This is a genomic window from Acidiphilium iwatense (assembly GCF_021556475.1).
Taxonomy (GTDB): domain Bacteria; phylum Pseudomonadota; class Alphaproteobacteria; order Acetobacterales; family Acetobacteraceae; genus Acidiphilium; species Acidiphilium iwatense.
The window spans coordinates 148,097-163,791 of record NZ_JAKGBZ010000002.1 but is presented as its reverse complement, the minus strand read 5'-3'; the positions used below and the strand labels follow the sequence as shown (position 1 = coordinate 163,791).

The following is a 15,695-nucleotide window of genomic DNA, read 5'->3' as shown; positions in this document are numbered from 1 at the left end:
CACTTCCTCAGGGGTGAAGATGATGGCGTTTCAGCTACGCAGACAATCGAACCGACTGACAGGCTCGGGACTCGCTTTAGGCTCGATGCTCAGCGTTCAGTTCGGCGCCGCCATCGCAGTGCCGGTGATGATTACGCACGGCTCGTTCGGTATCACGGCCATGCGATTGGCCTGCGCCGCCGTCGTCATGCTCATGCTGGCCCAGCCGAAAATCTTCCGCTTCGATCGGCGGCAATGGATCGGCACCATCGCACTTGGTGTTACCATGGCATGGATGACTTTGACCTATTTCGAGGCCGTGATCCGCATCCCGCTCGGCCCGGCGACAACCATCGACTTTCTCGGTCCACTGGCCGTCGCCGCGACTGCGCTCAAAGGCTGGTCGAGGCTTGCGCTGCCACTACTCGCGGCGGTCGGGGTCCTGGCAATAACTTATGGCGATAAGGGTTGGCTGCTCGACCCGACCGGTATGCTGTTCGCGCTCGGCGCCGGGTTTGGTTGGGGCGCCTATATCGTGCTGACCCGGCATGTCGGCCGGCTCTTTTCGGAGCAAGAGGGGCTCTGCCTGTCGCTCGTTGTGGCGGCGCTGATAGCCTTGCCGTTAGCGTTTGCCATCGAGCCGTCCGAGCTGTCGCTTGGGCAGCTTCCGGCTGCCGCGGGGCTGGCTTTACTGATGCCGCTGATCCCCTTCTCGTTCGAGATGATGGCGTTGCGGCGAATGGACATGGGCGCGTTCAGTATCCTGATGAGCCTGGAGCCGGCGATTGGGGCTGTCTTCGGATTTCTGATTCTCGGTCAGATGCTATCGATCCGACAGATCTCCGGGATTCTGGCAGTCATTATTGCAAGTATCGGAGCAGTGTACTTAACAACGATCAAGACAGCAGGCGTGGCGATCCATGAATTAGAGCCGAAACTAACATTGTCTAATTCGAAAGCTGACCACAGTTAGGTTCATAATTAACAAAAAAATGCACCACAAGGGGGGCAAGGAAACAAGCATTTATCGGTTGCATACCCATGGTACGAACATCCCCCATACATCTCCGACATTCAAGCCGACCCGTTACAAACCTTGCGTTCCGCTCATCGAATCACCCACTCCCTACCCGATCCTCCGCACCGATCCCCAACTGCTTGAGCTTGCGGTGCAGCGCGCTGCGCTCCATGCCGACGAAATTCGCGGTGCGGCTGATATTGCCGCCGAAACGCAGTAATTGCGCCTGCAAATATTGTGTTTCGAACACGTCGCGCGCCTGGCGCGCACGGCGGTGCCGCGTCGGTAAGGGAGCATTGTGTTTACCTCGATCATGCCGAACGATGGCAGACCGCTTCGATATTGTGACCATCCGGGTCGAGAACGAAAGCCCCATAATAATGCGGGTGATAATGCCGGCGCAGGCCGGGTTTGCCGTTGTCGCGGCCTCCTGCTTCGAGTGCTGTCGCATGAAATCGATCAACACTCGCGCGGTCCACGACCATGAACGCCACGTGGACACCCGTGATCGTTTCCGTCTTGAGGTCGATCCAGAAGAACGCCTTTCCATCGGCGCCATAGCCGGCAAATTCGTCTCTTTCGGCATAAAGACGCTCAATGCCGACGATTTTCAGGGCGGCGTCATAGAATGCTGTTGAGCGATCCATGTCGCTGACGCCGATCGTTACATGATCAAGCATTCCCCACCCGATCCTCGGCGCCGATGCCCAACTGCTTGAGCTTGCGGTGCAGCGCGCTGCGCTCCATGCCGACGAAATTCGCGGTGCGGCTGATATTGCCGCCGAAACGCAGTAATTGCGCCTGCAAATATTGTGTTTCGAACACGTCGCGCGCCTCGCGCAACGGCAAGGCCATGATGTCGGCCAGCGGGTCGATCGCCAGGGCGCGGGGCGCGTGGGCGCCGATCTCGACCGGCAGATGCTCCGCACGGAACGGCTCGCCAGCCTCGCCCGGATGCATGATCATCAGCCAGTCCATCACGTTGCGCAACTGGCGCACGTTGCCGGGCCAGTCATGCACCTGAAGCGCGGCCAGCGCCTCGGACGACAGCACGCGCGGCGGCAGGCCGGAGGTATCGGCGGCGCGCTTGAGGAAATGCGCCGCGAGTTCGGGGATATCCTCGCGCCGTTCGCGCAGGCTGGGCACCCGCAGCGGCACCACGGCGAGCCGGTAATACAGATCCTGGCGGAATTTTCCGTTTGCGATCGCGGCTTGAAGGTCGCGCGCCGAACTCGCGATGATCCGCAGATCCACCTTGACGCGATGGCTGCCGCCGATGCGCTCGAAACTCTGATCCTGCAGCACGCGCACGATCTTGCCCTGGGTTTCCAGCGGCATGTCGGCGATCTCGTCGAGCAGCAGGGTGCCGCCATTGGCGCGCTCCAATATGCCCGCGCGGCGCGGCTGCGCGCCCGCATCGGCGCCCGCCTCGGTGCCGAACAATTCCACCTCGACGCGCTCGGGCGCCAGAATCGCGCAGTTCAGCACCATGAACGGGTTGTCGGCGCGCTTGGATTGCGCGTGGATCATCCGCGCGACGACTTCCTTGCCCGCGCCGGCCGCACCGGAGAGCAGCACCCGCGAGCCGGTGGGTGCCACCTTCTCGATGGCGTGGCGCAGCGCGTGAATCGCGGCGCTGGAACCGGTCAGGCTGGAATCGGCGCCGATGCGCAGGCGCAGTTCGGCGTTCTCGGCGGCGAGCCTTGCCGCTTCCAGCGCGCGCTGGACGATCAGCAGCAGGCGGTCGGACTTGAACGGCTTCTCGATGAAATCATAGGCGCCGTGCTGGATCGCGTTCACCGCCATCTCGATCGTGCCGTGACCGGAGATCATCACCACCGGCATATCCGGCGCTTCGGCCTTCATCACGTCGAGAATGCCGAGCCCGTCGAGCGGCGAGTTCTGCAGCCACACGTCGAGCACGACGAGCGAAGGCCGGCGGTCGCGGAACGCGGCGATCGCCTCGTCGGACGATCCGACGTTGCGCGTCGTATACCCTTCGTCCCGCAGGATCGCTTCGATCAGCAGCCGGATATCCGGCTCGTCGTCGACTATCAGGATCTCAGACATCGTTCTCCTGTTCGCTCGGCAAGGTCAGCGTCACGATCGCGCCCGGTCCGTCCTCGCGATCGGTCAGTTCAAGTCCACCATGGTGATCTTCCATGATCTTGCGCACGATGGCGAGCCCAAGCCCGGTGCCTTTCGATTTATGGGTTATATAGGGCTCCACCAGCCGGGCGCGATCATGGTCCGGCAGGCCGATGCCATCGTCGATCACCGCGATACGCCGCGTCCCGCCGTTGCTGGTGATCTGGAGCGTTACATGTCCGCCTGGGTCGCCAGGGCGCATCCCGATCGAATCGGCGGCGTTCTGCAGCAGATTGGTCAGGGCCTGACCGATCAGCCTTGCGTCGCAGGGCGCGCGCGGCGCCGGATCGGGGCATTCCACCCGCCAGTCGATGCCCGGATGCGCGCTGCGCTGCAAAATCACCGCCTCGCGCGCGATGCGTCCCAGATCCTCGGATTTGATGATCGGCTGAGGCATCCGCGCGAAGGCGGAGAACTCGTCCACCATGCGGCCAATATCGCCGACATGGCGGACGATGGTGTCGGCGCACTGGGTGAAACTTTCGCGATCGGTGGTGATTTCGCGGGCGAAGCGCCGCTTCATCCGCTCGGCGGAAAGCTGAATCGGGGTGAGCGGGTTCTTGATCTCGTGGGCGATGCGCCGCGCCACATCGGCCCAGGCGGCCTTGCGTTGCGCCGATTGCAGTTCGGTGATGTCGTCGAACGTCACGACGAAGCCGGTAGCCCGTTCGCCCTTCAGATCGGCCCCGATGCGCACCAGGAACACGCGTTTCGCGTTGGCCGTGCCATGTTCGATTTCGCCGGTCGCGGGTTTTTCCGGGTGGTTCTGTGCCTGCTCGACCAAGGGTGCGAAGTCCGGCAACAGATCGACCAGTCGCTTGCCGAGATGGGCGAGCAGATCGAGGTTGAGCAGGATCGAGGCGGTGCGGTTGGGCAGTTCGATCCGCCCCTTGAGGTCGAGTCCGATGACCCCTGCCGAAACCCCGGCAAGCACGGTTTCGGTGAAGCGACGCCGTTCGTCGAGCTGGCCGTAGGCGCTCATCAGCTCGGTGCGCTGCTCGGCGATCTGCCCGGTCATGCGGTTGAAGGCGCGCGACAATCCGGCGACATCGTCGCCACTGTCGCCTTCCGGTACCCGCACCAGGTAATCGCCGCCCCGTACCCGCTCCGCCGCCTCGATCAGATAGCTGATCGGACGGGCGATCTGGTTGGCGAACACCAGCCCGATCAGCGATGCGCCGGACAGCACCAGAAGGGCGACGGTTGCGAAAATCAGCGCGAAAAACACCTCGAACTGCGCGCGGTGATGCTCCAGCCGGTTATATTCGGCGAGCGCCTGGCGGGTGCGGTCGACATGGGCGAGAATCGAGGGATCGATCGGCCGTTCGACCATCAGCATCAGGGTCGGCGTGGCGTCGAGCTGCACCACCGCGCGCTCCAGGGTCGAGTTCGGCGCGCTCCACACCGCGACCTGATGTTTCTCGGCATCCGCGATCTTGTCTTCCGGCGGCAACGTTACGCCCGCTCCCGCGAATAATCCGGCGGAGGCCACCACCTTGTTGGTCAGGGGCTCGAAAATCGCCGACTGGGTCAGCCCGTGAAGCGCGGTCTGCGCGACCAGCAGATTGAGAAACCCCTGGTTGAAGAAATTCTGGGGGTCGCCGTAGAAAATCGGCCCGTTCTGATTGAGATCGTTGGCGATCGCCAGCGCGTCGAGCCGGATGCTGTTCTTCTTCGCGTCGAGATAGCCCACCGCGACCTGCTGGCTTTCCGCGAGTGCTGTGCGCACCCGCTGATTGAACCAGGCCTGGATGCCGAGATTGAAGAACACGGCGGCGAAAATCGCGACCAGGATCGCCGGTATCGCGGCGACCCCGCCGAACAGCAGCACGAGGCGCACATGCAGCCGCGCGCCCGCCGCGCCGCGCCGGCTTTCCATCACCACGCGGGTGACCCGCGCCACCAGCACCGTGATGAGCAGGAGCAGGATCGCGATATCGCCGATCGCCAGTCCGAATGCCGAGCCCGAATGGAGTTCGAGTTTGATGCCGCCCGCGAGATAGGCGAAGCTGCCGATGCCGAGCAGCAAGGCCAGGGCCGCGAGAACCAGCGTGGAGACGCGGCCGAGCAGAACGTCCAGCAATCCCGCCCGGATCGGCGACTGCACTGGATTGTTCAGCTCTTGGGTCATCCGGTCCAAACGACGATTCCTTCAGCCGACCCGGCGCGAGACGCCGATATCGTGCTCGCGGATCTTCTTGCGCAGCGTGTTGCGGTTCAGTCCGAGCAGCGCGGCCGCGCGGATCTGGTTGCCGCGCGTCTCGGCGAGCACGAGGCGGATCAAGGGTTCCTCGAAGGCGGCGAGCACACGGTCATACAGCACGCCATCCTCGCCCTTGTCGCGCGCCTCGCCCATCAGCCGGGCGACATGGCGTTCGATCGCCCGCTCGATCGCCTGTGGCGTGTCGGGTGCGGGTTCGGTGCCGTGCGGCGCCGCATCGTCGATGATCGCGCGGTCGGCGAGTTCGGCCTCGACGATCTCATCGGTGATCACCGATTGCGGCACCAAGGCCGCGAAGCGGCGCATCAGGTTCTCCAGCTCGCGCACATTGCCCGGCCAGCGATAGGATGCGAGCCGCGCCACCGCTTCGGGCGTGAGTGTCTTGCCCGGCAGGCCCTCGCTTTGCGCGCGCGCGAGGAAATGGCTGGCGAGGAGCGCGATATCGCCCGGCCGCTCGCGCAACGGCGGCAGGCGGATCGGCACCACGTTGAGCCGGTAGAACAGGTCCTCGCGGAACTGGCCGGAGCGGATCAGCACGCGCAAATCCCGGTGCGTCGCGGCGACGATGCGCGCATTGGCACGAATCGGCTGGCGGCCGCCGACGGTGGTGAACTCGCCTTCCTGCAGCACGCGCAGCAGCCGCGTCTGCGCCTCGGGCGGCATGTCGCCGATTTCGTCGAGGAACAGCGTGCCGCCCGCCGCCTGCTCGAACCGCCCGACATGCCGGTTGGTCGCCCCGGTGAAGGCGCCGCGCTCATGGCCGAACAGCTCGCTCTCGATCAGTTCGCGCGGGATCGCCGCCATGTTGATCGCGACGAACGGGCCTTGCCGCCTGCGCCCGTAATCGTGCAGCGCGCGCGCGACCAGTTCCTTGCCGGAGCCGGATTCGCCGGTGATCATCACGGTCAGATCGGTGGTGGTGAGCCGGGCGATCACCCGGTAGATTTCCTGCATCGCGCCCGAGCGGCCGATCAGCGGCAGATTGTCCTCGGGCGATTGTTCCGGCGCCGCCGGGGTCTGCATCGCCGGCTGCTTCAGCGCGCGATCGACGATGCCGAGCAATTCGCCGAGATCGAAGGGTTTGGGTAGATATTCGAAGGCGCCGCGCTGGGTCGATTGCACGGCGGTCAGGATGGTCGATTGCGCGCTCATCACCAGGACCGGCAATTCGGGCCGGATGCGCTTGATGCGCGGCACAAGGTCGAGCCCGTTTTCGTCGGGCATCAGCACGTCGGTAATCACCAGATCACCCTCGCCATCCTCGACCCAGCGCCAGAGCGTGGCCGCCGAGGAGGTCGTGCGCACCTGATAGCCCGAACGGCCGAGCGCTTGAGTCAATACCGTTCGAATCGAACGATCGTCGTCGGCGATCAGGATGGTGGGCAGGGTGGTCATGCGCGGTCACTCTCCGTCTGATCCTCGAAGGGCGGCAGATGGATACGAAATTCGGTACGGCCGGGCCGGCTGTCCACGTTGATCAATCCTCCATGATCGGCGACGATTTTGGCGACCAACGCGAGACCGAGCCCGCTGCCCGCCGCCTTGGTGCTGACGAAGGGTTCGAACAAATGACGCCTGATATCCTCGGGGATGCCCGCGCCGTTGTCGCGCACCGCAATGAAAATCGGCAGGTTCGGCTGGCTCCGTGCCGGCGAGGCCGCCAGCCGCACGCCATGCTGAAATCCCGTAAGGAGTTGAATCTCGCCGTCCTGCCGTTCGGTTTCGGAGACCGCCTCGGCGGCGTTCTTGATCAGGTTGAGCAGGAGCTGAACGAGCTGGTCGCGATTGCCGAGCACCGGCGGCAGCGAGGGATCGTAGGTTTCGACGAAACGGATGCGCGCGGCGAATCCCTGCTGCGCGAGTTTGCGGACATGCTCGAGCACGCGATGGATGTTCACCGCGTGCAGATCGAGCTTCTTGTCGCCGAACATTTCCATCCGTTCGACCAGGTTGCGGATGCGGTCGACCTCGTCGCGAATCAGCACGGCGAGTTCGCGGTCCTCGGCGGCGGCGTTGGTCTCCAGCAGTTGCGCGGCGCCGCGAATGCCCGAGAGCGGGTTTTTCACCTCGTGGGCGAGCACCGCCGCCATGCCGGTGATGCTGCGCGCCGCATTGCGCGCGGAAAGCTGCTGGTCGAGCGCACGGGCGGCGGAACTGTCCTGCAGCGTCACCACCAGATGCCCCGGCGCTTCGGCGATCGGAGCGGCCTGAAGCGAGACGCCGCGCCGCGCGAGGCGGTGGCTTTCGATCGCAAGGTCATGCTCCGCGATCGTCGCACCGTCGCGCCGCGCCCGGTCGAGAACCATGAAAATCGGATGATCGGCGGGCAGGATGTCGTGCAGCGGCTTGCCGCAAAGAAACGATGCCGAGGAGCCGAACAATTCCTCCGCGGCGTAATTGACGAACAGGAAACGGTCGTCGGCGTCGAGTTCGATCACCGCGAGCGGCAGGGCGTCGAGCAGCCTTCCGGCTTCGGCAGGCGCTTCGGATCGCCGGGCGATGGCCGGTGCGCGGCGGCGAAATGCACCGCGCAGGCCGCTCATGCCGCCTCCCGCAACGGGGCTTGATGCGCCATGACCCGCTCATACAATCCGGCAATCAGCGATTCGACGGCTTCGGCCTCGTCCAGCCGGTTGACCGCGGCGCGGAACTCCGCGGCACCTGGCAGCCCGCGCGCATACCAGCCGATATGCTTGCGGGCGACCCGCAGCCCGGCGTGTTCGCCGTAATGCGCGCGCATCGCGCGGTAGTGTTCCAGCAGAATGCCGTGCTGGGTGGCGAGATCCGGCGCCGGAATACGCCGCCCCGTGGTCAGGTAGCTTCCGACCTGGGCCGGGAACCACGGCCGTCCATAGGCGCCGCGCCCGATCATCACCCCATCCGCACCGGAGCGCGCCAGCGCCTCCGCCGCCTGATCCTCGGTGGTGATGTCGCCATTGGCGATGATCGGAATCGAAACCGCGTTCTTCACGTCCGCGATGAAATCCCAATCCGCGATGCCCTCGTAAAATTGCTGGCGGGTGCGGCCATGCACCGTGACCATGGCGATGCCCGACTCCTCGGCGATTTGCGCGAGGCGCGGCGCGTTCAGGCTCTGGCGGTCCCAGCCCATGCGCATTTTCAAGGTCACCGGCACATCGACGGCGCGCACCGTCGCTGTCAGGATGCGCGCGGCCTGTATCTCGTCGCGCATCAGCGCCGAGCCGGCCATCTGGCCGACCGCCACTTTCTTGACCGGGCAGCCGAAATTGATGTCGATCAGGTCGGCGCCGCGATCGACCGCGAGCCGCGCCGCCTCGGCCATCGCCTCGGGTTCGCAGCCGGCGAGCTGCACCGAGGACGGCCCGCCGCCACTCACGACTTCGGCCATGCGCAGCGTTGCCGCGTTTTCGTGGATCATCGCCCAGGACGCGATCATCTCGGAAACCACCAGCCCCGCGCCCATGCGCCTGACCAGCCGGCGGAACGGCAGGTCGGTCACGCCGGACATCGGCGCGAGGATCACCGGCACGTCGATGGTCACGGCGCCGCGCGGCGCGCGCAGGACGATCGGCTTGAGTTGCGGGATGGATTGCTGGTCCGTGCTCATGATTTAAGCACTACAGGCGCGGGCATTGACGCGCAATCGTTCAATCGCCAAAGCCGCCTGCATTACGCGCATTACCGGAGACACGCATGGACCTGAAATCGCTCATCGCCACCGGCGCGCTGCCGCGGGTCGGCACGGGCTTCGACGTTCACGCGCTGGCGGAAGGCCGCAAGCTCATCCTGTGTGGCGTCGAGATTCCGCACGACAAGGGGCTCGCCGGCCATTCGGACGCCGATGTCGGCATTCATGCCCTGTGCGACGCGCTCTACGGCGCGATGGCCGAGGGCGATATCGGCCGGCATTTCCCACCCGGCGAGGCGACCTGGAAAGACGCCGATTCCGCGCGATTCCTGCGCCACGCGGCGGGGCTGGTCGCGCATAAGGGCGGCGCGATCGCGAACGCCGACGTCACCCTCATCTGCGAGCGGCCGAAAATCACCCCTCATGCCCCCGAAATGCGCGCGCGTCTCGCGGAGCTGATGGGGATTCCGATCGACCGGGTTTCGGTGAAGGCGACCACCAGCGAGCGCCTCGGCTTCACCGGGCGCGGCGAGGGCATCGCCGCCCAGGCGGCCGCGATGGTGCTCCTGCCGCTCGGCTCTTGATGGCACTTGCATTATTTATGACCATATGATATGACTAGTCATATAACATGACTGTATGAGACTATTCATGATCGACACCCAGACGATCGGCGCCGCCGAATTCAAGGCCAAATGCCTCGACATCCTGGATCGGCTGGCCAGCCATGAGCTTGAGCGCGTCACCATTACCAAGCGCGGGCGCATCGTCGCCGTCCTGACCCCGCCTGACGACGATGTCGCGGCAGTACGCGGATTGCATGGCTTCATGCGCGGTTCGGTCGTCATACCATCCGGTTTCGACCTCACCGCGCCGGTCGCGGATGAAGATTTCATTGCCGCTCGGGGCGACCTGCACGGATGAACGGCGCCACGCCCGGCGTTCTGCTGGACACCTGCGCTTTGATCTGGCTCGCCAACGGGGATGCCATCGCCGATGCCGCACGAGACGCGATCATCGCGGCGGGCATCGACGGCGCCATCCATGTCTCGCCGGCCTCCGCCTGGGAAATCGGCATGCTCAGCCGGTCAAGACCGGGACGGGACGCGCCGTTGCAGTTCCTGCCCGACCCGAAAACCTGGTTTACCCGACTCATGGCGGGGCCGGGTATCCGCGACGCGCCGATCACGCCGGACATCGCGATCGACGCTTCGTATCTGCCGGGCGAGCCGCATGGCGATCCGGGCGACCGGCTGATCATCGCGACCGCGCGCCATCTGGGCGTACCCATCGTGACGCGCGACCGCAAAATCATCGCCTATGCCGAAGCTGGATTCGTCAACGTCGTGGCGTGCTGATCTGCATTCGCCATGTGAATCGGGGCACGGACACTCAGGCACCCGCCTTCGCCAGGAAGGCAGCGAGTTTGTCGAACGAGCCGCCCTCGCCACTCCTGGCGCGGTTATAGCCCTCGCGGAGGTCGCCGCTCTGGAATCCGGTCTGCCGCAGGGTCATCAGCGTGCCGTCGCCATCCGGCCGGAAGGCCACGCTGATCAGGGTTTCCTGGTTGTTGTAATTGCCGGCCCAGGTGAAAACCAGCCGTTCCGGCCGGACCATTTCCCGATAGGTTCCGCCGATTTCGATGATCCTGCCGTCCGGCATGGTCATGCGGACCGCGTAATTGCCGCCGACCCGCGGCTCTATCCGGGTTACGGTGCAGGTCGCGCCGAACGGCGGCAGCCATTCGCCCCATGCCCCGGTCAGCCAGGCATCGTATACCCGGCCCGGCGGTGCCGCGAAGCGGCGAGACAGTTCGAGGGACAGGTTCGGGTCAGCCATCGTGTTTGTCGACATCGTGTCCATGGTCGTCTCCTTCGGTTTGTTTGAGGTGGTCGTCGCGCCGGTCGAACGCTTCGCTCCAGAAGCGGCGATAGAAATCGAGCCATTCGCTCGCACCCTTGAGGGAGCGGGGATCGAGTCTGCAGCGCCGGTGCTGGCCGTCCTTTTCGCGCACGATGAGCGAGGCGTGTTCCAGCACGCGCAGATGGCGCGAAATGGCGGGCAGCGAGATGCTGAACGGCGCCGCCAACTCCCCCACGGTTGTCTCGCCCAAGGCGAGGCGGGACAGGATGGCCCGGCGGGTCGGGTCGGCGAGGGCGGCGAATGTGGTGTCGAGATTCATCATTTAACGTATTAGTTAAATAACTAATCGGTTAAGTCAAGAAGTTTTTTGCCATTCCCGAACCCGGCATCGACCATGACATGGCGGGGTAGCGGGGGCGGGGTAGCGGGGGCGGGGTGGCGGGCGCGGTGGCGCGTGTCGCATTGGCGGCGTATAGGGCGCGGAAACAGAAACGGGGATCGATCGATGAGTGCCACGCCTGCCAGCAAAACCCGCGTCACCGCCCTGCCGGGCGACGGCATCGGCCCCGAGGTGTTCGAGGCGACGCGGCGCATTTTCGAGGCGGCGAACGCGCCGATCGAGTGGGAGATGGCCGAGGCGGGCGCTGCCGTGTTCAAGAAGGGCATCGCTTCCGGCGCGCCGCGCGAAACTCTCGACAGTATCGCCAAAAACCGCCTCGCCCTGAAAGGCCCGCTCGAAACCCCGGTCGGCTACGGCGAAAAATCGGCCAACGTTACCCTGCGCAAGCATTTCGAGCTCTATGCCAATATCCGCCCGGTGCGCGAGCTGCCGGGCATCAGGACGCCGTTCACCGGGCGCGGCATCGACATGGTGATCGTCCGGGAAAACGTCGAAGACGTCTATGCCGGCATCGAGCACATGCAGACACCCGATGTCGCGCAATGCCTCAAGCTGATGACCCGCCCCGGCTGCGAGCGCATCATCCGCGCCGCCTTCGGCCTCGCCATCGCCGAGGATCGCAAGAAAGTCACCTGCGCCACCAAGGCGAACATCATGAAGCTTACCGAGGGCATGATGAAGCGCGTCTTCGAGCAGGTCGGCCCGGACTACCCGGACATCGCGCGCGACCACATCATCATCGACAATTGCGCGCACCAACTGGTGATCGCGCCCGAGCAGTTCGACGTGATCGTGACCTCGAACATGAACGGCGACATCATTTCCGACCTCGCCGCCGGGCTGGTGGGCGGCCTCGGCATCGCGCCGTCGGCGAATCTGGGCGATCACGCGGCGATTTTCGAGGCGGTTCACGGCTCCGCGCCGCAAATCGCCGGCAAGGGGCTCGCCAACCCGACGGCCCTCTTATCGGCGGCGATCATGATGCTGCGCCATATCGGTGCGTTCGAGACCGCCGCGACCATCGAGCAGGCCCTGTTCATCACCCTGGCCGAGGGGCAGAATCTGACCGGCGATCTCTCGCCGCGCGGCCACGGTGTGGGTACCGACAAATTCGTCGGCCAGGTGATCGCGAATCTGGGGCGCGCCAGCAATCAGCCCTCGCGCGACTATCACCCGCTCAGCCTCACGCCCTGGCCGAACCTCACCGCCCATACCGAGCCGAAAACCCGTGAGCTGCTCGGCGTGGACGTGTTCATCGAAAGCGACCTTTCCGCCGCCGAGCTGGGCGCTTCCCTGACCCAGCTTGCCGAAGGCAGCGCGCTGAAGCTCGATTCCATCTCGAATCGCGGCGTGCAGGTCTGGCCCTCCACCGGCGGGCAGACCTTCCTGGTCGATCATTTCGACTGCCGCTTCATGCTGAAGGAACCGGCGCAGGGCAACGGGCCGCAGGGGATCTCCGATCTCGTCAAAGCGATCGGGCAGGAACATTCCTGGATGCATGTCGAGAAACTGCAGCGTTTCGACGGCAAGGACGCCTTCGAGCGGCCCCAGGGCGAAGCATGATTCGAAGTATCGGGCGATTGTTTTCTGTAATCAGAAAATATAAATAATAATTTATAGCACTTAATCAGGTTGTTTTTGAATTATTTTGACCAATCTGTAGGAACGCAGATAATTGTGACGAGACAATATCTGACCCTGTCACGCATTATTTGTAGTTTTTCGGAGCCGCATTGCGCCGAATTACCGCGCGATCTGCGCGGAAACCCTTATAAAGGATATCAAAATGGCCGAAACCAGTCACCAGAACGCAGCAAAATCACACGAAGATGCGGCCAAGGCCCATCACACCGCCGCAGAACACCAGGGCAAGGGTGATCACAAGGCGTCGCTCGAGCATTCGCAGAAGGCCCTCACCCAATCCGAGATGGCGCACAAGCACTCGACCGAAGCCCACCAGAAGACCAGTCAGCACGCCAAGGCGGCCTGATCCCGCGACGCGCCTGACCGCCCATTCAGTCAGGCTTCGTGCGAAAAGACGATCGGAGAACGATCCGGGGATTGCCTCGGGTCGTTTTTTTGCGTTTTCGGCGGCTGGGTTCCCGTCGAAACCCTCATCGATCCGCAAAGCCATGAAATTGCTCGCCCAAACAAGGACCAGAGCGTGATCGGCTGAAAATCATCGCGCTCTATTGTGTCTCGATATGCGGCGTGAAGCGTCGATCGCAAACGACATCAGCTTGGCGCGATCGGTCCGAACTCCCATGTCCATCGCATGGAGGCGGTCTCGAACGATGCGCGTGCCGCCGGCGGCACGCTGCGCGAGACCGCGCCGCGCAAGGCGCCGCCCGGCTTCGCCGCGGTCAATTTCTTCCTCGCCGATGTCGCCGGCGGCCTTGGTCCGTTCCTGCCCACCTGGTTCGCCGAGGCGCTGCACTGGTCCCCCGAGGGCATCGGCCTGCTGATGACGCTGGGCGGCGTGTTCGGTCTTGCATTCAACACGCCGGGCGGCGCGCTGGTGGACCGGCTTGGCCGGCCGAAGCTGATGGTGATGGCCGGGTCGGCGCTGATCCTGCTCGGGGTCGCGACCATGGTGATCGGCCATGCCTTGCCGTTCGTGGTGGCCGGCGAAATCATCCAGGCGGTGGGCGCCGCCGTTGTAGGGCCGGCGATGGCGGCGGCGACGCTCGGTTATGTCGGAAGACAGCATTTTCCCAGCCAGCAGGGGCGGAATGCGGCCTGGAGCAATGCCGGCAACGTCTCCGCCGCCCTGCTGGTCTTCCTCGGCGCGAAGCGGTTCGGAGCGAACATGCCGCTGCTGGTTCTGGCCGGCATGGCGACGCTCACCCTGGTTGCGCTGATGCTGCTCAGGCCGCCATCCGGCGCGATTGCCCGCATGGGGCTTGCCGCCGGGAGCAAGCCGATGGGCTGGCGCGATTTCGTGCGTCAGCGGCCGATATTCATCTTTGCCCTCACCCTGATGTTCTTCCATCTCGGCAATGCCGCGATGCTGCCGCTGCTCGGGCTGCGCCTCGCCCATTTCGGCGGCCAGGGTGCTGCCGGCAACGCGACGCGCTGGATGTCGATCTGCGTGATCGTTTCGCAGATCGCGATGATCGCGGTGGCCCTCGTGGTTGGCCGGCTCGCCGAGCGCTACGGGCGCATCCCTTTGCTGATCGGCGCCTGTGCGATCCTGCCGGTCCGCGCCGGGATCGCGGCGTTCGGCATCGCACCGGTCTGGCTGTTCCCGATCGAGATCCTCGATGCGATGGGGGCAGGGACGCTCGGCGTGATAACCCCGCCGCTCGCCGCCGATCTGTCCTGGGGATCGGGCCGCACCCAGACCGTGCTCGGTTTCGTAATGACGGTGCAGGGGATCGGCGCTTCGCTGTCCAACGCGCTGGGCGGCACGCTGATCGGGCTGATCGGCTGGAAACTCGCCTTTCTCGGCCTTGGTATCCCGCCGCTGATCGCCCTTGGTCTGGCGTTCACGCTCCGGCGTATCACGCTGACCGTTTCGCCTCGATCCGGTCCCACATCGCCTGTTCCAGATGCACGCCGGTGAAACGCGCGATCTGCTGGATGCCGGTGGGCGAGGTCACGTTGATCTCGGTGAGATACTCCCCGATCACGTCGATGCCGGTGAACAGCAGCCCGCGCTCCTTCAGAACCGGGCCGATGCGCGCGCAGATCTCGCGGTCCCGCGCGGTCAGTTCGGTCGGCTGCGCGACGCCCCCGGCATGCATGTTCGAACGCGCATCGCCCTCGACCGGCACCCGGTTGATCGCGCCCATGGCCTCGCCGTCGATCAGGATGATCCGCTTGTCGCCCGCGCGCACGGCGGGTTCGTAGCGCTGCACCATCAGCGGCTCGCGCGAGATGCCGAAATGCAGATCGAGCAGCGCGCCCAGATTCTCGTCATTCGGCTGGATGCGGAAAATTCCCGCGCCGCCGTTGCCGAACAGCGGCTTGACGATGATGTCCTGGTAGCGCGCGCGGAAATCGCGGATCGCCTGCCGGTTCCAGGCGATCAGCGTGGGCGGCATCAGATCGGGGAATTCCATGACCAGCAGTTTCTCCGGCGCGTTGCGCACCGAAGCCGGGTCGTTCACCACCAGAGTCCTGGGATGGATGTGTTCGAGCAGATGGGTCGCGGTGATATAGCCCATGTCGAACGGCGGGTCCTGACGCATCAGCACCACGTCCATGGTCGAGAGATCGACGATTTCAGGCTCGCCGATCGTGTAATGAGTGCCCGGCTCGCGCCGCACCGAAACCGGCCGCACCCGCGCGCGCAGCACGCCGGCTTCCAGCCACATATCGCGCACCAGATAATGCCAGAGGCGATGGCCGCGCTTTTGCGCTTCCAGCATGAGCGCGAAGCTGGAATCGCCGTCGATATCGATGCTGTCCATCGGGTCCATCTGGACCGCGACCCGCAAACCGCTCATGCCCA

At 64.7% G+C, this 15,695-nt stretch carries 15 protein-coding genes and 2 pseudogenes; 7 read left to right on the top strand and 10 right to left on the bottom strand.

Going from position 1 to position 15,695, the window contains the following annotated elements; genetic code table 11:
* Window positions 1–19 precede the first annotated feature (19 nt).
* Window positions 20–952 carry an EamA family transporter gene (locus L2A60_RS02275; protein WP_235702745.1) on the top strand — a complete coding sequence of 311 codons (933 nt, stop codon included), beginning with the start codon at window positions 20–22 and terminating at the stop codon, window positions 950–952.
* A gap of 142 nt (window positions 953–1,094) precedes the next feature.
* Here the strand turns inward: L2A60_RS02275 and L2A60_RS02270 are convergent.
* The 7 genes and pseudogenes from L2A60_RS02270 to dusB form a co-directional block, all read right to left on the bottom strand.
* Window positions 1,095–1,262: pseudogene (locus L2A60_RS02270) on the bottom strand (helix-turn-helix domain-containing protein); the annotation flags it as partial.
* A gap of 46 nt (window positions 1,263–1,308) precedes the next feature.
* Entirely contained in the window at window positions 1,309–1,677 is a 369-nt protein-coding gene (locus L2A60_RS02265) for a VOC family protein (protein WP_235702744.1), read from the bottom strand.
* Window positions 1,670–3,067 (bottom strand): nitrogen assimilation response regulator NtrX, encoded by a 1,398-nt coding sequence (ntrX, locus tag L2A60_RS02260; RefSeq protein WP_235702743.1) that lies wholly within the window; start codon window positions 3,065–3,067, stop codon window positions 1,670–1,672. The genes L2A60_RS02265 and ntrX overlap by 8 nt, the downstream gene beginning before the upstream one ends.
* Window positions 3,060–5,276 (bottom strand): sensor histidine kinase NtrY-like, encoded by a 2,217-nt coding sequence (locus L2A60_RS02255; protein WP_235702742.1) that lies wholly within the window; start codon window positions 5,274–5,276, stop codon window positions 3,060–3,062. Before L2A60_RS02255 ends, ntrX begins: the two co-directional genes overlap by 8 nt.
* Window positions 5,277–5,297: 21 nt before the next feature.
* Window positions 5,298–6,761 (bottom strand): nitrogen regulation protein NR(I), encoded by a 1,464-nt coding sequence (ntrC, locus tag L2A60_RS02250; RefSeq protein WP_235702741.1) that lies wholly within the window; start codon window positions 6,759–6,761, stop codon window positions 5,298–5,300.
* Window positions 6,758–7,909 (bottom strand): two-component system sensor histidine kinase NtrB, encoded by a 1,152-nt coding sequence (locus L2A60_RS02245; RefSeq protein WP_235702740.1) that lies wholly within the window; start codon window positions 7,907–7,909, stop codon window positions 6,758–6,760. The genes ntrC and L2A60_RS02245 overlap by 4 nt, the downstream gene beginning before the upstream one ends.
* The gene (gene dusB, locus L2A60_RS02240; RefSeq protein ID WP_235702739.1) at window positions 7,906–8,955 is read right to left on the bottom strand and encodes a tRNA dihydrouridine synthase DusB; all 1,050 of its coding nucleotides are present in this window, start codon (window positions 8,953–8,955) and stop codon (window positions 7,906–7,908) included. The genes L2A60_RS02245 and dusB overlap by 4 nt, the downstream gene beginning before the upstream one ends.
* 119 nt (window positions 8,956–9,074) lie before the next feature.
* On the opposite strand from dusB, the pseudogene ispF reads away from it, so the two are divergent.
* The 3 genes and pseudogenes from ispF to L2A60_RS02225 form a co-directional block, all read left to right on the top strand.
* Window positions 9,075–9,560 (top strand): annotated as a pseudogene (gene ispF, locus L2A60_RS02235) (2-C-methyl-D-erythritol 2,4-cyclodiphosphate synthase); the annotation flags it as partial.
* A gap of 67 nt (window positions 9,561–9,627) precedes the next feature.
* Window positions 9,628–9,900 carry a type II toxin-antitoxin system Phd/YefM family antitoxin gene (locus L2A60_RS02230; RefSeq protein ID WP_235702737.1) on the top strand — a complete coding sequence of 91 codons (273 nt, stop codon included), beginning with the start codon at window positions 9,628–9,630 and terminating at the stop codon, window positions 9,898–9,900.
* Window positions 9,897–10,334: a type II toxin-antitoxin system VapC family toxin gene (locus L2A60_RS02225; RefSeq protein ID WP_235702736.1), complete on the top strand. Its 438-nt coding sequence runs from the start codon at window positions 9,897–9,899 to the stop codon at window positions 10,332–10,334. Before L2A60_RS02230 ends, L2A60_RS02225 begins: the two co-directional genes overlap by 4 nt.
* 34 nt (window positions 10,335–10,368) lie before the next feature.
* On the opposite strand, the gene L2A60_RS02220 is transcribed toward L2A60_RS02225, so the two are convergent.
* A complete protein-coding gene (locus tag L2A60_RS02220; RefSeq protein ID WP_235702735.1) occupies window positions 10,369–10,815 on the bottom strand; it encodes an SRPBCC family protein in 447 nt (148 codons plus the stop codon).
* Complete coding sequence (locus L2A60_RS02215) at window positions 10,808–11,161, bottom strand: ArsR/SmtB family transcription factor (protein WP_235702734.1); 354 nt, start codon at window positions 11,159–11,161, stop codon at window positions 10,808–10,810. The genes L2A60_RS02220 and L2A60_RS02215 overlap by 8 nt, the downstream gene beginning before the upstream one ends.
* A 183-nt stretch (window positions 11,162–11,344) precedes the next feature.
* Between L2A60_RS02215 and L2A60_RS02210 the strand changes: the two genes are divergently transcribed.
* From L2A60_RS02210 to L2A60_RS02200, 3 genes are all read left to right on the top strand, one after another.
* Entirely contained in the window at window positions 11,345–12,802 is a 1,458-nt protein-coding gene (locus L2A60_RS02210; protein WP_235702733.1) for an NADP-dependent isocitrate dehydrogenase, read from the top strand.
* A 223-nt stretch (window positions 12,803–13,025) separates the two neighbouring features.
* The gene (locus L2A60_RS02205) at window positions 13,026–13,229 is read left to right on the top strand and encodes a hypothetical protein (RefSeq protein WP_235702732.1); all 204 of its coding nucleotides are present in this window, start codon (window positions 13,026–13,028) and stop codon (window positions 13,227–13,229) included.
* Window positions 13,230–13,514: 285 nt separating this feature from the next.
* Window positions 13,515–14,804, top strand: a complete 1,290-nt coding sequence (locus L2A60_RS02200) for an MFS transporter (protein ID WP_235702731.1) — start codon at window positions 13,515–13,517, stop codon at window positions 14,802–14,804.
* Here the strand turns inward: L2A60_RS02200 and gshB are convergent.
* Window positions 14,743–15,690, bottom strand: a complete 948-nt coding sequence (gshB, locus tag L2A60_RS02195; RefSeq protein ID WP_235702730.1) for a glutathione synthase — start codon at window positions 15,688–15,690, stop codon at window positions 14,743–14,745. The genes L2A60_RS02200 and gshB overlap by 62 nt on opposite strands.
* Between the last annotated feature and the right edge of the window lie 5 nt (window positions 15,691–15,695).

Excerpts from the sequence above, each read along its gene's own strand:
- L2A60_RS02215 (WP_235702734.1), bottom strand. The coding sequence starts at position 11,161 with ATGATGAATCTCGACACCACATTCGCCGCCCTCGCCGACCCGACCCGC.
- L2A60_RS02245 (WP_235702740.1), bottom strand. The coding sequence starts at position 7,909 with ATGAGCGGCCTGCGCGGTGCATTTCGCCGCCGCGCACCGGCCATCGCC.
- L2A60_RS02230 (WP_235702737.1), top strand. The coding sequence starts at position 9,628 with ATGATCGACACCCAGACGATCGGCGCCGCCGAATTCAAGGCCAAATGC.
- ntrC (WP_235702741.1), bottom strand. The coding sequence starts at position 6,761 with ATGACCACCCTGCCCACCATCCTGATCGCCGACGACGATCGTTCGATT.
- L2A60_RS02200 (WP_235702731.1), top strand. The coding sequence starts at position 13,515 with ATGGAGGCGGTCTCGAACGATGCGCGTGCCGCCGGCGGCACGCTGCGC.
- ntrX (WP_235702743.1), bottom strand. The coding sequence starts at position 3,067 with ATGTCTGAGATCCTGATAGTCGACGACGAGCCGGATATCCGGCTGCTG.
- dusB (WP_235702739.1), bottom strand. The coding sequence starts at position 8,955 with ATGAGCACGGACCAGCAATCCATCCCGCAACTCAAGCCGATCGTCCTG.
- L2A60_RS02210 (WP_235702733.1), top strand. The coding sequence starts at position 11,345 with ATGAGTGCCACGCCTGCCAGCAAAACCCGCGTCACCGCCCTGCCGGGC.
- L2A60_RS02275 (WP_235702745.1), top strand. The coding sequence starts at position 20 with ATGATGGCGTTTCAGCTACGCAGACAATCGAACCGACTGACAGGCTCG.
- gshB (WP_235702730.1), bottom strand. The coding sequence starts at position 15,690 with ATGAGCGGTTTGCGGGTCGCGGTCCAGATGGACCCGATGGACAGCATC.
- L2A60_RS02225 (WP_235702736.1), top strand. The coding sequence starts at position 9,897 with ATGAACGGCGCCACGCCCGGCGTTCTGCTGGACACCTGCGCTTTGATC.
- L2A60_RS02265 (WP_235702744.1), bottom strand. The coding sequence starts at position 1,677 with ATGCTTGATCATGTAACGATCGGCGTCAGCGACATGGATCGCTCAACA.
- L2A60_RS02220 (WP_235702735.1), bottom strand. The coding sequence starts at position 10,815 with ATGGCTGACCCGAACCTGTCCCTCGAACTGTCTCGCCGCTTCGCGGCA.
- L2A60_RS02205 (WP_235702732.1), top strand. The coding sequence starts at position 13,026 with ATGGCCGAAACCAGTCACCAGAACGCAGCAAAATCACACGAAGATGCG.
- L2A60_RS02255 (WP_235702742.1), bottom strand. The coding sequence starts at position 5,276 with ATGACCCAAGAGCTGAACAATCCAGTGCAGTCGCCGATCCGGGCGGGA.